The organism is Acidiphilium multivorum AIU301, from assembly GCF_000202835.1.
GTDB lineage: Bacteria > Pseudomonadota > Alphaproteobacteria > Acetobacterales > Acetobacteraceae > Acidiphilium > Acidiphilium multivorum.
Window position 1 is genome coordinate 1,889,057 of record NC_015186.1, and the last position, 12,991, is coordinate 1,902,047.

The 12,991-nt window shown below is 68.8% G+C and carries 14 protein-coding genes; 3 read left to right on the forward strand and 11 right to left on the reverse strand.

The genetic code is table 11. The features are described 5' to 3' along the window. Positions 1 to 28: 28 nt before the first annotated feature. From dnaJ to ACMV_RS08425, 3 genes are all read right to left on the reverse strand, one after another. The gene (dnaJ, locus tag ACMV_RS08415; protein WP_013640129.1) at positions 29 to 1,180 is read right to left on the reverse strand and encodes a molecular chaperone DnaJ; all 1,152 of its coding nucleotides are present in this window, start codon (positions 1,178 to 1,180) and stop codon (positions 29 to 31) included. Between the two features lie 94 nt (positions 1,181 to 1,274). Then, positions 1,275 to 3,182 (reverse strand): molecular chaperone DnaK, encoded by a 1,908-nt coding sequence (dnaK, locus tag ACMV_RS08420; RefSeq protein ID WP_007421611.1) that lies wholly within the window; start codon positions 3,180 to 3,182, stop codon positions 1,275 to 1,277. Between the two features lie 158 nt (positions 3,183 to 3,340). Beyond that, positions 3,341 to 3,949: a nucleotide exchange factor GrpE gene (locus tag ACMV_RS08425; protein ID WP_007421610.1), complete on the reverse strand. Its 609-nt coding sequence runs from the start codon at positions 3,947 to 3,949 to the stop codon at positions 3,341 to 3,343. A 127-nt stretch (positions 3,950 to 4,076) separates the two neighbouring features. Here ACMV_RS08425 and ACMV_RS08430 point away from each other — a divergent pair, with 127 nt between their 5' ends. Next, on the forward strand, positions 4,077 to 4,361 hold the full coding sequence (locus ACMV_RS08430) for a hypothetical protein (RefSeq protein WP_011942396.1): 285 nt from the start codon (positions 4,077 to 4,079) through the stop codon (positions 4,359 to 4,361). On the opposite strand, the gene ACMV_RS08435 is transcribed toward ACMV_RS08430, so the two are convergent. Genes ACMV_RS08435 through ACMV_RS08445 form a run of 3 tightly spaced genes read right to left on the reverse strand, consistent with a single transcriptional unit; the run spans position 4,348 to position 6,364 of the window. After that, positions 4,348 to 5,112, reverse strand: coding sequence for an SDR family oxidoreductase (locus tag ACMV_RS08435; protein ID WP_013640130.1), 765 nt, complete (start codon positions 5,110 to 5,112; stop codon positions 4,348 to 4,350). The genes ACMV_RS08430 and ACMV_RS08435 overlap by 14 nt on opposite strands. Next, the gene (locus tag ACMV_RS08440) at positions 5,109 to 5,855 is read right to left on the reverse strand and encodes a class I SAM-dependent methyltransferase (RefSeq protein WP_013640131.1); all 747 of its coding nucleotides are present in this window, start codon (positions 5,853 to 5,855) and stop codon (positions 5,109 to 5,111) included. Before ACMV_RS08440 ends, ACMV_RS08435 begins: the two co-directional genes overlap by 4 nt. Beyond that, positions 5,852 to 6,364: a hypothetical protein gene (locus tag ACMV_RS08445; protein WP_231844324.1), complete on the reverse strand. Its 513-nt coding sequence runs from the start codon at positions 6,362 to 6,364 to the stop codon at positions 5,852 to 5,854. The genes ACMV_RS08440 and ACMV_RS08445 overlap by 4 nt, the downstream gene beginning before the upstream one ends. A 68-nt stretch (positions 6,365 to 6,432) precedes the next feature. Here ACMV_RS08445 and ACMV_RS08450 point away from each other — a divergent pair, with 68 nt between their 5' ends. Together ACMV_RS08450 and rnhA are read left to right on the forward strand one after the other, a co-directional pair. Beyond that, positions 6,433 to 7,392, forward strand: a complete 960-nt coding sequence (locus ACMV_RS08450; protein ID WP_013640133.1) for a homoserine kinase — start codon at positions 6,433 to 6,435, stop codon at positions 7,390 to 7,392. Beyond that, complete coding sequence (gene rnhA, locus ACMV_RS08455; protein WP_007421928.1) at positions 7,382 to 7,864, forward strand: ribonuclease HI; 483 nt, start codon at positions 7,382 to 7,384, stop codon at positions 7,862 to 7,864. The genes ACMV_RS08450 and rnhA overlap by 11 nt, the downstream gene beginning before the upstream one ends. Positions 7,865 to 7,882: 18 nt before the next feature. Here rnhA and ACMV_RS08460 read toward each other — a convergent pair whose 3' ends face one another. The 5 genes from ACMV_RS08460 to ACMV_RS08480 all read right to left on the reverse strand — a co-directional run bounded on the left by ACMV_RS08460 (position 7,883) and on the right by ACMV_RS08480 (position 12,928). Continuing rightward, positions 7,883 to 8,626 (reverse strand): SDR family oxidoreductase, encoded by a 744-nt coding sequence (locus tag ACMV_RS08460; RefSeq protein WP_013640134.1) that lies wholly within the window; start codon positions 8,624 to 8,626, stop codon positions 7,883 to 7,885. An 11-nt stretch (positions 8,627 to 8,637) separates the two neighbouring features. Next, positions 8,638 to 9,723 carry an ABC transporter ATP-binding protein gene (locus ACMV_RS08465; RefSeq protein ID WP_007421926.1) on the reverse strand — a complete coding sequence of 362 codons (1,086 nt, stop codon included), beginning with the start codon at positions 9,721 to 9,723 and terminating at the stop codon, positions 8,638 to 8,640. Between the two features lie 16 nt (positions 9,724 to 9,739). After that, positions 9,740 to 10,561: a carbohydrate ABC transporter permease gene (locus ACMV_RS08470; RefSeq protein WP_013640135.1), complete on the reverse strand. Its 822-nt coding sequence runs from the start codon at positions 10,559 to 10,561 to the stop codon at positions 9,740 to 9,742. Between the two features lie 2 nt (positions 10,562 to 10,563). Further along, positions 10,564 to 11,496 (reverse strand): carbohydrate ABC transporter permease, encoded by a 933-nt coding sequence (locus ACMV_RS08475; RefSeq protein WP_007421924.1) that lies wholly within the window; start codon positions 11,494 to 11,496, stop codon positions 10,564 to 10,566. An 82-nt stretch (positions 11,497 to 11,578) separates the two neighbouring features. Next, the gene (locus ACMV_RS08480; RefSeq protein WP_007421923.1) at positions 11,579 to 12,928 is read right to left on the reverse strand and encodes an ABC transporter substrate-binding protein; all 1,350 of its coding nucleotides are present in this window, start codon (positions 12,926 to 12,928) and stop codon (positions 11,579 to 11,581) included. Between the last annotated feature and the right edge of the window lie 63 nt (positions 12,929 to 12,991).

Here is a 12,991-nt window from a genome sequence, read left to right on the forward strand (position 1 = left end):
CGAGGCAGGCCGCCGGCCGTGAGGCGCGTCACAGCCCGTCGAAGAATTCCTTCACCTTGGCGAAGAATCCCTCGTGTTCCGGGCTGCCGGAGGCGGTGTTGCCGGCCTCGCGCTCGAACTCCTCGAGCAGTTCGCGCTGGCGCTTCGTCAGGTTCTGCGGCGTCTCGACCGCGACCTGGATATACATGTCGCCCCGCGCCGTGCTGCGCAGCACCGAGAACCCCTTGCCGCGCAGGCGGAACTGGTCGCCCGTCTGGGTGCCGGCGGGGATCTTGACCCGGGCGCGCGTGCCGTCGATCGCCGGAACCTCGATCTCGCCGCCGAGGGCGGCCTGGGCCATGCGCAGCGGCACACGGCAGAACACGTTGGCGCCATCGCGCTGGAAGATCGGGTGCGGGCGGATCGAGACATGAACGTAGAGATCGCCGGGCGGCGCGCCGCGGCCGCCGGCCTCGCCCTCGCCGGAGAGGCGGATGCGCGTGCCGTCCTCGACGCCGGCGGGAATGGTGACCGAGAGCGTGCGCTCGCGCGGCACGGTGCCGGCGCCGGAGCAGACCCGGCAGGGATTGCGCACGGTGCGGCCGGCGCCACCGCAGGTCGGGCAGGTGCGCTCGACGACGAAGAAGCCCTGCTGGGCGCGCACCCTGCCGGCGCCGCCACAGGTCGGGCAGGTGTCGTTCGCGGCGGACTTGTCGGCCGAGCCGGTGCCCGAACAGGCATCGCAGGACACGCGCGTGGGCACGCGGATCTCGGTCTTGGTGCCGGTGAAGGCCTGGGTCAGGTCGATCTCGACGGCGGCGCGCAGGTCGGCGCCCGCGCGCTCGGTGCGGCCACCGCGGCGGCCGCCCATCGCCTCGCCGAACATTTGCTCGAAAATGTCGCCGATGCCGCCCTCGAACCCGCCGAAGCCGCCGAAGCCGCCGCCGAAGCCGCCGGCCCCCGGCCCGCCGCCATTCTCGAACGCGGCATGGCCGAAGCGGTCATAGGCGGCGCGCTTCTGCTCGTCCTTGAGGACGTCGTAGGCTTCGTTGATGTCCTTGAATTTCTGCTCGGCCGCGGCGTCGCCCGGGTTGCGGTCCGGGTGGTACTGCATCGCCAGCTTGCGATAGGCCTTCTTCAGCTCATCGGCCGAAGCGCCCCGCGACACGCCGAGAAGTTCGTAATAATCCGTCTTCGCCATGGTCCCGGCTTAACCCCGACAATCTCTGAAACAAGAATGTCCCGGACCATTGCTGGCCCGGGACTGGTAACCGTCTATCGCGCGGCGGACGACGTCACGCGGACTTCTTCTTGTCGTCGACATCCTCGAATTCGGCGTCGACCACCTTGTCGCCCGGCGCGGCCGTCTCGGCGCCCGGCTGGGCGGCACCGGCCTCGGCCTGCGCCTTGTACATCGCCTCGCCAATCCGCATGGCGACCTGGGTCAGCCGCTCGGTGGCCGACTTGATCGCCTCGAGATCGCTGCCCTCCAGCGCGGAGCGCACCGCGGCGATCGCCGCCTCGGCCTCGCCCTTGTCCTGGGCGGAGACCTTGCCCTCGTTGTCCTTCAGCGTCTTCTCGGTCTGGTGGACGAGGCCGTCGGCATGGTTGCGGGCATCGACCAGCTCGCGCTTGGCCTTGTCGGCCGCGGCGTTCGCCTCGGCGTCCTTCACCATGCGCTCGATATCGGTGTCCGACAGGCCGCCGGAGGCCTGGATGCGGATCTGCTGCTCCTTGCCGGTCGCCTTGTCCTTCGCCGAGACGGAGACGATGCCGTTGGCGTCGATGTCGAAGGTGACCTCGATCTGCGGCACCCCGCGCGGGGCCGGGGGAATGCCGGTCAGGTCGAAATTGCCGAGCAGCTTGTTGTCCGCCGCCATCTCGCGCTCGCCCTGGTAGACCTTGATGGTCACGGCGGTCTGGTTGTCGTCGGCGGTGGAGAAGGTCTGGCTCTTCTTGGTCGGGATCGTGGTGTTGCGGTCGATCAGGCGGGTGAACACGCCGCCCAGCGTCTCGATGCCGAGCGAGAGCGGGGTGACGTCGAGCAGGAGGACGTCCTTGACGTCGCCCTTCAGCACCGCACCCTGGATGGCGGCGCCAATGGCGACCACCTCGTCGGGGTTGACGTTGCGGGCGGGTTCCTTGCCGAAGAAGGTCTTCACCGTCTCGATGACCTTGGGCATGCGGGTCATGCCGCCGACCAGGATCACCTCGTCGATCTCGCCGGCGGTGACACCGGCATCCTTCAGCGCCGCGCGGCACGGGCCGAGCGTGCGCTCGACCAGATCATCCACGAGGCTTTCGAGCTTGGCACGGGTGAGCTTCATCACGAGATGCTTCGGCCCCGAGGCGTCGGCGGTGATGAAGGGCAGGTTGATCTCGGTCTCCTTCGAGGAGGACAGCTCGATCTTCGCCTTTTCAGCGGCTTCCTTCAGGCGCTGGAGGGCGAGCTTGTCCTTGCGCAGGTCGATGCCCTGCTCGCGCTTGAACTCCTCGGCCAGGTAGTCGATCACGCGCTGGTCGAAATCCTCGCCGCCGAGGAAGGTGTCGCCGTTGGTGGACTTCACCTCGAACACGCCGTCGCCCAGTTCGAGGATCGAGATGTCGAACGTGCCGCCGCCGAGGTCGTAGACCGCGATCGTGCCGCCCTGCTTCTTGTCCATGCCGTAGGCGAGAGCCGCCGCCGTCGGTTCGTTGATGATGCGCAGCACCTCGAGCCCGGCGATCTTGCCGGCGTCCTTGGTGGCCTGGCGCTGGGCGTCGTTGAAGTAGGCCGGGACGGTGATGACCGCCTGGGTCACGGCTTCGCCGAGATAGGCCTCGGCGGTTTCCTTCATCTTGGTCAGCACGAAGGACGAGATCTGGCTCGGCGCGTAGCGCTGGCCGCGCGACTCGACCCAGGCATCGCCATTGTCGCCGCGCACGATATTGTACGAGACGAGTCCCTTGTCCTTCTCGACGGTGGGATCGTCATAGCGGCGGCCGATCAGGCGCTTGACCGCATACAGCGTGTTCGTCGGGTTGGTGACCGCCTGACGCTTGGCGGACTGGCCGACCAGACGCTCGTTGCTCTCGGAGAAGGCGACCATCGACGGTGTCGTGCGCGCGCCCTCGCTGTTCTCGATCACGCGGACATCCTTGCCCTCCATGATCGCGACGCAGGAATTCGTGGTGCCGAGGTCGATACCGATGACCTTACTCATAGAAACGCTCCTTTCAGCGGGTGAGCCGGACCCGAAGCATCGGGCGCACCCCTATTGTTTCACCCCGTTGATGTATTGAACCACCCCCGAAGGCACAAGGGGCGGCCGGCCGGCGGCTGCGGAAATTTAGCCGCCCGGCGTTAACGAAAACTCAAGGCTCACGCCTCGATATCCAGCGGCTTGCCCGCCTGCGCCCTGGCGACGACGACCATCGCCGGCTTGAGCAGGCGGCCGTTCAGCGTCCAGGTGCGGCTCCAGGCCTGGATCACCGTGCCCGGCGGGGCATCGGATGTCTCCTGCTCGCCCATCGCCTGGTGCTTGTCGGCGTCGAATGTCGCGCCCATCGCCTCCTCGGCGCGGATGCCGTGGCGCTCGAGCATGGCGATGAAGCTGCGCTCGACCCCGGCGAAACCGTCGCGCAGCCTGGCGAGCAGTGGCGACTCGCCCTCCTGCGGCGGCGGCAGCGCATCCAGCCCGCGGCGAAGGTTCTCGGCGGTCTCGGCAACGTCGGCGGCGAATTTCTGCACGGCGTAGAGCCGCGCATCCTCCACCTCACGCCGCGTGCGGGCCCGCAGGTTCTCCATCTCCGCCTGCGCGCGCACCCATTTGTCCCGCAGGTCGGCGGACTCCGCCTCGAGGGCGGCGATCCGCTCGCGGGCGGCGGCAAGCTGCTCGGCCTCGGAAGCGGGCGCCCTCTCGCTGCCGGCCTCCAAGGGATCCGCCCCCGCGTCGAGCACGGGTTCGGCGTTCAGCGTGTCTTCGGTCATGCGCCGCAATTAAGACACGGCCCGACCCTGCACAAGGGCCGGCGCGGTCGGATGGCCGCGGAACGAAAGCCGCAACGATTACAATTTTTAATTTTGGGCGTTACATGACCACACGTATAACGTGCATATGCCAATTGCCGATCTCCGCCCGACCGACCTTCCGCGTTCCCCTGTCGATGCCGTCTTCCGGCGCATGATCGCGAGCCGCGACGAAAAGATCGCGGGATTGCAGGACCGGATTCTCGACCTCGAGGAAAGGCTGCGCCGGCAGGAGGCCCGCCATGCGCTGGACGCGGTGCACGCCGCGGCGCTCGCCCGGCTGAACGCCGAACTGGTCTGGCCCGATGGGCCCTGGCCGGTGCGCGCCGTGCTGCCGCTCGCCCGGCTGATCCGCCGCGTTACCCGGCGTTGAACGACACGTCGCGCTGCCGGCGCATCAGGTGCTCGCCGGCATCGACATAGAGCGTGGTGCCGGTGACCGACGGGGTTTCGACGATGAAACGCACCGCACGCGCGATGTCCTCCGGCTGCGAGCCGCGCCGCAGCGGTGTTGCGCTCTGGCCGCGGCGGAAATTCTCCTCGCTCTGCTTCGCGGCGATCAGCGTCAGCCCCGGCGCGACACCGCAGACCCGGATCGCCGGCGCCAGCGCCATCGCGAGCATCTCGGTCGCCGCGGCGAGGGCGGCCTTGGACAGCGTATAGGCGAAGAAATCAGGGTTCAGGTTCGCGAGTTTCTGGTCGAGCAGGTTGACGATCACGCCCTGCCGGCCGCCGATCCGCGCCGCCATGTCGCGCGCCAGCAGCACCGGCGCGGCGAGGTTCGGCGCCATGTGGGCGGCGATCGAGCCGGCGGTGACGCTGGCGGCGGAATCGAACTCGAAGCGCGAGGCGTTGTTGACCAGCACGCCGATCGGCCCGGCCAGCGCCTCGGCCCGCGCGATCAGGGATTCGACCGCCGCCGGATCGGCGAGGTCGGCGGCCAGGACATGCGCCACCCCGCCCTGGGCGCGCAGCTCGGCGGCAAGGGCTTCGGCCTCGCCGGACGAGGCGCGGTGGTGGATGACGACCGGAAAGCCGGCCTGCGACAGGCTGCGGACGATCGCGGCCCCCAGCCGCTTCGCGCCGCCCGTCACCAGCGCCGCGCCCTCGAACGGCGCGGTCATGGGAACAGCGCCGCGGCGAGGGCGGCGGGATCGTCGAGCAGCGCGGTCGGGCGCGGGGCGAGCAGGTCGAACAGCCGCGCGGTGCCGAAGGCGGCGAGATCGACATCCATCATGTCCGCGACCATCGCCTCGTAGTTGTCCTCGAGGCGGCGGCTCGCCGGATCGAGCCCGGTGACCAGCAGCAGCCCGGTCGGCGGGGCATCCAGCGCCAGCAGCCGCAGCTCCGGCCGGTAGCGGCGCAGCAGCACGGCGACCTTCCAGACATCGCCGGCCCACCAGCCGGGCACCACGGCATCGCGGCGCAGGTCGGGGTTCTGGTCGCGGTTGGTGATGCGCGGGTCGATCGGCAGGCAGTCATGCAGCGCGATCACGCTGCGCCCGTGGCAGACATGCTCGGTGTTGACGATGTCGCGGAGCAGGAACTCGAAGCGGTGCATCCCGTCCAGGAAGGCGAAATCGACCGGGCCGCCGAGCAGCGCCAGCGGGTCGCGCCGGGCGAAGAAATCGTCGCTCGTGCAGGCGAAGAGATGGCAGGCGGGCTTGCCGGCGAGCACGTCGCGGTCGAGCCGGAAATCGGGGTCGATCGCGAGGCTCTCGGCTTCCGCCAAGGCCAGCGACTCGCCGCGCCAGACGCCGATCTCGAGATAGCGGCGCGGTGCCAGGGCACGGTGCAGCCGGCCGAGGCAGTCGAGATAGTCCGCACCCTGGTGGTGCGCCATCACCTCCGGCGCCGGCACGTTCATCGCGCCGTGCCGCGCGCCTGGCCGAGTTCGGACGGCGTCATCTGGAAGCCGACCAGCACCTGCTGCGCGGCGCTGCGCGGCGCGTTCGGGAAATCGAGCCGGATCGGCTTCGTGGTGGCGACGGCCTGCGTCGCGCCGTTGCGGAAATCGAAGCGCACCGGATAGACCTGCTTGGCGATGATGCTGTCGCCCTCGGTGATCGCCACGAAATACGGCAATGTGAAGTCGTCCTGCCGGGCGGCGAGGCCCTTGGTGGCGGCGAAGCCGATGCGGAAGACGACGCGCTCGCCATGATGGCCGCGCGCGGTGCACTTGCCGGCGACGCCGGTGACCCTGGCATCGATGATCCGGGCCGCGACCTCGTCGGACGGGCCGGCGCTGCGGACCAGGCGGCTTGCCTGCTGGAGCACGGCGACCTGCGGGCAGTCGAGCTTCGGGCCGGACCCGCCGGCGCAGGCGGCAAGAGCGAGCGGGACGAACAGGGCGGCAAGGCGGGCGATGCGGGTCAACTCTGTCTCCATCCGATTTGTCGGTTCTCCCTTGCCATCAAATCGGCGATCGGTCATCTCCCGGGGCCATGGCAGTCTATACGGAAGTGACGGACGACGCGCTGGCCGCGTTCCTCGAAGGATACGACATCGGCCGCATGGTCGCGTTCCGCGGCATCGCCGAGGGGGTCGAGAACAGCAATTATTCGCTGCGCACCACCGAGGGCGACTTCATCCTCACGCTCTACGAACGGCGGGTCGACCCGGCGGACCTGCCCTGGTTTCTCGGGCTGATGGAACATCTCGCCGCGAAATCCCTGCCCTGCCCGCTGCCGGTGCGCGCGCGCGACGGCGCCAATCTCAATCCGCTGGCCGGGCGGATCGCGGCGATCACCACCTTCCTGCCCGGCGTGTGGCCGCGGCGGCCGACGGTCGCGCATTGCGGCCCGCTCGGCGCGGCGATGGCGCGGATGCATCTCGCCGGCGAGGATTACGCGCCGACCCGCGCCAACGCGCTCGGCCCGCAGGGCTGGCCGCCGCTGCTCGCGCGCTGCGGCGACAGCGGCGATGCGGTGCGGCCGGGCCTGACCGGCGAGGTTCGCGCGGCGCTGGACGCCACCCTCGCCGCCTGGCCGGGAGCGCTGCCGCGCGGGCACATCCATGCCGACCTGTTCCCCGACAACGTGTTCTTCCTCGACCACGCGATCTCGGGGCTGATCGATTTCTATTTCGCCGCGACCGACCTGTACGCCTACGACATCGCGGTGTGCCTCAACGCCTGGTGCTTCGAGCCGGATTTCAGCTTCAACATCACCAAGTCGCGCGCGCTGCTGCGCGGCTACCAGGCGGTCCGCCCGCTCTCGGCCGCCGAGACCGAGGCGCTGCCGGTGCTCTGCCGGGGGGCGGCGATCCGCTTCCTGCTCACCCGGCTCTATGACTGGATCAACACGCCGGACGACGCGCTGGTGACGCGCAAGGACCCGCTCGACTATTACTGGCGCCTGCGCTTTCACCTGCAGGCGGGATCGGCGGCCGATTATGGCGTCTGAGCCGGGCGGACTGGTCGAGATCTGGACCGATGGCGGCTGCAAGCCCAATCCGGGCGCCGGCGGCTGGGCGGCGGTTCTGCGCTTCGGCGCGGCGGAGCGGGAAATGTCCGGCGCCGAGCGCGAGACCACCAACAACCGCATGGAACTGACCGCCGCCGCCGCCGCGCTGGAGGCGCTGAAGCGCCCGTGCCGGGTGAAACTGCACACCGACAGCGAATATCTGCGCAACGGCATCACCCGCTGGCATACCGGCTGGGTGCGGCGGAACTGGCGCAACGCGCAGGGCGACCCGGTGGCGAATTACGAGCTCTGGCAGCGCGTGCTGGCCGCGGCGAAGCCGCACGAGATCGAATGGATCTGGGTGCGCGGCCATGCCGGCGACCCGATGAACGAGCGGGTCGACCAGTTGGCGACGGCGGCGCGCGAGGCGATGCTCCGCGAGCCGGCGGAGACGTCCACGGCCCGCAGGTAACCGCCCGCGGGCGGACGGTCAGGCGACGGTGAACCCGCCATCGACCGGCAGGATCGCGCCGTTCACCATGCTGGCCGCATCCGAGAGCAGGAAGGCGATCACCGACGCCACCTCCTCCGGCTGCGCGAACCGGCGCAGCGGGATCCGCGCCAGCATGGAGCCGGCCTTGGCGGGATCGCTCCAGGCGCGCTCGGCCATCGGCGTCAGCGTCACCACCGGGTTGACGCTGTTGGTGCGGATGCCGAACGGGCCGAGTTCCTGCGCCATCGTCATCGTCAGCGAATCGAGCGCCGCCTTGGACGCGCCATAGGCCGCGTGATCCGGCGTGCCCCAGAGGCTCGCGATCGAGGAGACGTTGACGATCGTCCCCTTCACCCCGCGGCGGATCCAGTCCCGCGCCACGACCTGGGCGACCAGCATCGGCGCCCGCGCGTTCACCGCCATGATCCGGTCGAACATCTCGGCCGTGGTGTCGACGAACGGCGCGAGTTCGGCGATCCCGGCATTGTTGACCAGGGCGTCGACCGGCAGCGCCGCCTCGGCCAGGGCCGCCGCCGCCGCCGCATCGGCGAGGTCGACGGCATGGATCCGGCAGCCGGTCTCGGCGGCGAGGCTTTCGAGGTCGTCGGGCGCGCGGCTGGCGGCGACGACCTCCGCGCCCTCCGCCGCAAGCATCGCGACCGCGACCCGGCCGATGCCCTTGCCCGCGCCGGTGACCAGGATGCGCCGCCCCGCGAAACGCCCGGTTCCCGAACCTCCCATCGCGTTCCTCCTCAATGTCCCGGCGGGCGCAACGCGGCCCCGCCTTGCGCGTCGAAGAGATGCATGTTGTCGGCCGGCACGGCGAGGTCGATCCGCTCGCCCTCGCGCCAGTGGCGCTCGTTGCGCGGCCGGCGGACGACGACTTCCTGGCCGTCCGCGGTGCGGAAATGCACCTCGATCTGCGCGCCGAGATGCTCGACCACGTCGATCACGCCGCCGATCGCCATCTCGCCGGGGGCGGCGGCGCCGGGCCGCGCATCCTCGCCGCGGAAGCCGACCAGCACGTCGTCCGGTACGGCCACGCCGGGCGGCAGCGGCGCGCGGAGCGACGGCGTGTCGATCACGTCGCGCCCGATGCCGTGGGCGGCGCGCACGAGGTTCATCCGCGGCGCGCCGATGAAGCGGGCGACGAAGGCGTTGGCCGGGCGGGCATAGATGTCGTCCGGCGTGCCCATCTGCTCGACGCGGCCGAAATTCATCACCGTGATGCGATCGCCGAGGCCCATCGCCTCTTCCTGGTCGTGGGTGACGTAGATCGTCGTCATCCCCACCTTGCGGTGGATCCGCAGCAATTCGGCGCGCATGATGGTGCGCAGCTGGGCATCGATGTTCGACAGCGGCTCGTCCATCAGCGAGACCGACGGCTCGCGCGCGATGACGCGGGCCAGGGCGACGCGCTGGCGCTGCCCGCCGGACAGCGCGCGCGGCTTGCGGTCGAGATAGGGCGCGATCTGCACGAGGTTGGCGACGAAGCCGATCCGCCGCTCGATCTCCGCGGCATCGAGGCCGCGCAGCTTCAGGCCGAGCGCGATGTTCTGCCGCACCGTCATGTGCGGATAGAGCGCGTAGTTCTGGAAGACCATGCCGACGTCGCGGCGGGCCGGCGGCAGCAGCGTCACGTCGGTGCCGCCGATCAGGATGCGGCCGGTGCTCGGCGTCTCGAGCCCGGCGATCATGCGCAGCAGCGTCGTCTTGCCGCAGCCCGAGGGGCCGAGCAGCACCATGAACTCGCCGTCGGCGATCGCGAGGTCGACCCGCTGCAGCGCCTCGACCGCAGCAAACCGCTTGGTCACGCCCTCGATGATGATCTCTGCCACGCTTGTCTCCCGCCGGCTACTTCACTGCGCCCAGCGTCAGGCCGCGGGCAATGTATTTGTGGATCGCGATGCCGCCGACGACGACCGGCGCGCAGATCATCACGGCGCAGGACATCACCGTCTGCCACGGGATGATGTAGCCGCCGAGGAATCCCATCATGACGACCGGCGCCGTCCGCGCATCGTTCGCGGGGGTGAGGATGAAGGCGTAGAGCAGGTCGTTCCAGGCGAAGATGCCGGCCAGGATGGCGGCGACGGTGATGCCCGGCAGCGTCAGCGGCAGGGTGATGCGCAGGAAGATGCCGAACCGGCTCATGCCGTCGAGCAGCGCCGCTTCCTCAAGTGCCACCGGAACCGCGCGGAACTGGTCGACCAGCAGCCAGACGACCAGCGGCACGACGAAGGTCTGGTAGATCAGGATCAGCACGACCGGGTTGTTGATCAGCTGCAGGTCGGCCGCGAGAAGATAGAACGGGATCAGCACCACGACGGGGATGAGCATCCAGTTCGTCACGTACCAGAACTGGATCTGCGCGCGGCCGCGGAACTCGTAGCGGGCCAGGGCATAGGCCGCCGGCGCGCCGACCGCGAGGCCGAGCGCCACCGCGCCCACCGTCACGATCACCGAATTGGCGAGGGCGCGCAGCATGTCGTTCTGGGTGATCGCCTTGGCATAACCGGCAAGGTCCGGCGCGAAGCGCCACGCCGGCGGCAGGCGGAAGATCAGCGATTCCGGCTTCAGCGAGGAGGCGATCATCCAGTAGAACGGAAACACGATCACCAGCGCCACGGCGAGCAGGAACAGTCCGTGCAGCAGGGTGAGGGCGCGCTGTTTCATCGCTAGCCCTCCGCCCGGTCGGAATAGAGGAATTTCACCACGGCCTGGGCGAGAAGGATGGTGAAGACGAGCGTCAGCACCGATTCCGCCGAGGCCAGCCCGACATCGAACCCGCGGAAGGCGATGCGCTCGATCTTCAGCGAGACCATCTGCGTCGCGTTGCCGGGGCCGCCCTTCTGGATCGAGTAGATCATGTCGAAGGTCTTCACCGTGAAGATCGTCTGGAAGACGAGGCTGGCGACGATGCCCGGCCGCATGTAGGGCAGCTTGATGTGCAGGAAGCGGGCCCAGAAGCTTTCGGTCTCCAGCATCAGCGCCTCCTCGATGTCGCCGGGCACGGTGGCGAGACTGGCCGAGAGCACGAGGGCGACGAAGGGCGTCCATTCCCAGATCTGCGTCACCGTCACCATGCCGAACGCGGCGGTGCCGCTGCCGAGCCAGTCCACCTGGCCGAGGCCGAGGCGATGGCCGAGATAGTTGACGATGCCGAGCTGGGTGTTGAACATCAGCTGGACGAGCATGCCGACCACGCTGGGCGTGGTCGCGATCGGCACCACGAGGAGGATCTGCACGAGGCGGCGCAGCGCGGGGTTCCGGGTCTGGTCGAGCGCCAGCGCGATCGCCATGCCGAGGCCGAGCTCGACCGGCAGGGTGACGATGAGGAACTCGCCGGTCCGCCTGAGGGCGTCGAGAAAGCCGGGGGAGGTGAGCGCGTTGATGTAGTTCTCGAGCCCGGCGAAGGTCGGCGGGCCCATGCCCATCGTCCAGTTATGGAACGAGTAGTAGAGCACGAAGATCGTCGGGTAGAGGCCGACGAGCAGCAGCAGGAAGAGCGACGGCCCGACGAAGAACCACGGCTCCAGCCGCCGCGCCAGCGGCGTCTTCAACGTCGTGCTCGCGGCCGCGAGGCTTGCCGTTCCGTCCGTGTTTGCCATTGGTATCCGTTGCCCGTTTGCAGCGTGCGCCGCCGCGTCGCATGCGCCCCGCCGGACGGGGCGCATGGTTCGCGCCGGAAGATCAGCGCTTCGGCAGGTTGACCGAATTCCAGCAACCCGTCGAGTTCATGTAGTGCTGGAGCTTGGCGTTGAGCAGCTTCAGCCCCTTCGCGACCGGGTATTTGCCGGCCTCGATTTCGGAGCCGTAATCGGAGACCAGTTCAGAGAAATACGGATAGCAGGCGATCTGCGGGCGCCAGTCGGGCACGCTGCCGTTTTCCCAGGTTTCCACCATCGGCTTCAGGTAGGGATATTTCGCATCGAGCGCCGGGTCGGTATCGGCGCTCTTGCGGGCGACCACCGCGCCGTTCTCGATCAGCGGCTGCGCCATCGCCTTGGAGGTCAGCCACTGGATGAACAGCCAGGTCGCGTTCTGCTCCTTCGCCGGAACCTGCGCGCTGACCATGTAGGCGAAGCCGCCGAAGGCCGAGTAGCGGCCATTGGGCCCCTTGGGCTCGACCGTGACGCCGAGATCGTTGCCGATCGAGGAGGCCTTGAGCGTCGGGTAGAAGGCCGACCATTCGGTGATCATCGCCAGCTGCCCCTGGCCCATCAGCTGGACGACCTGCGAGTGATCATCCGCGATGATGCCCTTCGGCATGTATTTCACCAGCTCCTGGCGGAAGGTCTCGCCGGCGATCGCCGCCTTCGAATCCAGCGTCATCTTCTTCGCCTTGGCGTCGAAGTAACGCCCGCCCCAGGGCCAGAGGAAGCGGGTGAAGCTGTCGGCCGTCTGCGTCTCGCCGCGGGCCGACTGCAGCGCGTAGCCGTAGAGGTTCTTCGAGGGATCGTAGAGCTTCGCCGCGTAGTCGTTCAGCAGCTGGGTCCAGGTGGTCGGCGGGCCGGAGAAGCCGTGCTCCTTGAGGATCTTCTTGTTGTAGTAGAGCAGCCCGGCATAGGAATCGAACGGCAGGCCGATGAGCTTGCCGCCCACCGTGAAGGCATGGCGCCAGACCGGAAAGAAATCGCCGATGTCGATATCGGGATCGGCGATCGCCTTGTCGGCCAGGAAATGATCGACCGGCACGACCCAGTGGGCGCGGGTGAAGTCCACCGGCCAGACGACGTCGGTCAGGATCGCGTCGAACTGCCTGCTGTGCGAGACGAAGTTCAGCGTCTCGGCCTTCAGCGTGTTCTCGTACGGGTAGTTCACCCATTTCACGTGGATGCCGGTTTCCTTCTCGAATTCCGGCGTCAGTTTCTCGGCGGCCTTGTAGCTCGGCCGGTCGAGCCCGACCACGGTCACCGTCATGCCCTTGTAGGGCGCGGCGGCCTGGGCGAGCGTCCAGGCATGGGCGGTCGGGGCGCTCGCGCCGAGGCCGACGAGCGCGCTCGTCGCCCCTGCCAGCGCGTATTTCAGCACTCTCTGCATGACGTATCCTCCTTGAAGGCGGGGTTGCCGCGAAGTTTGATTATTTTTTCACGTATGCCCGGA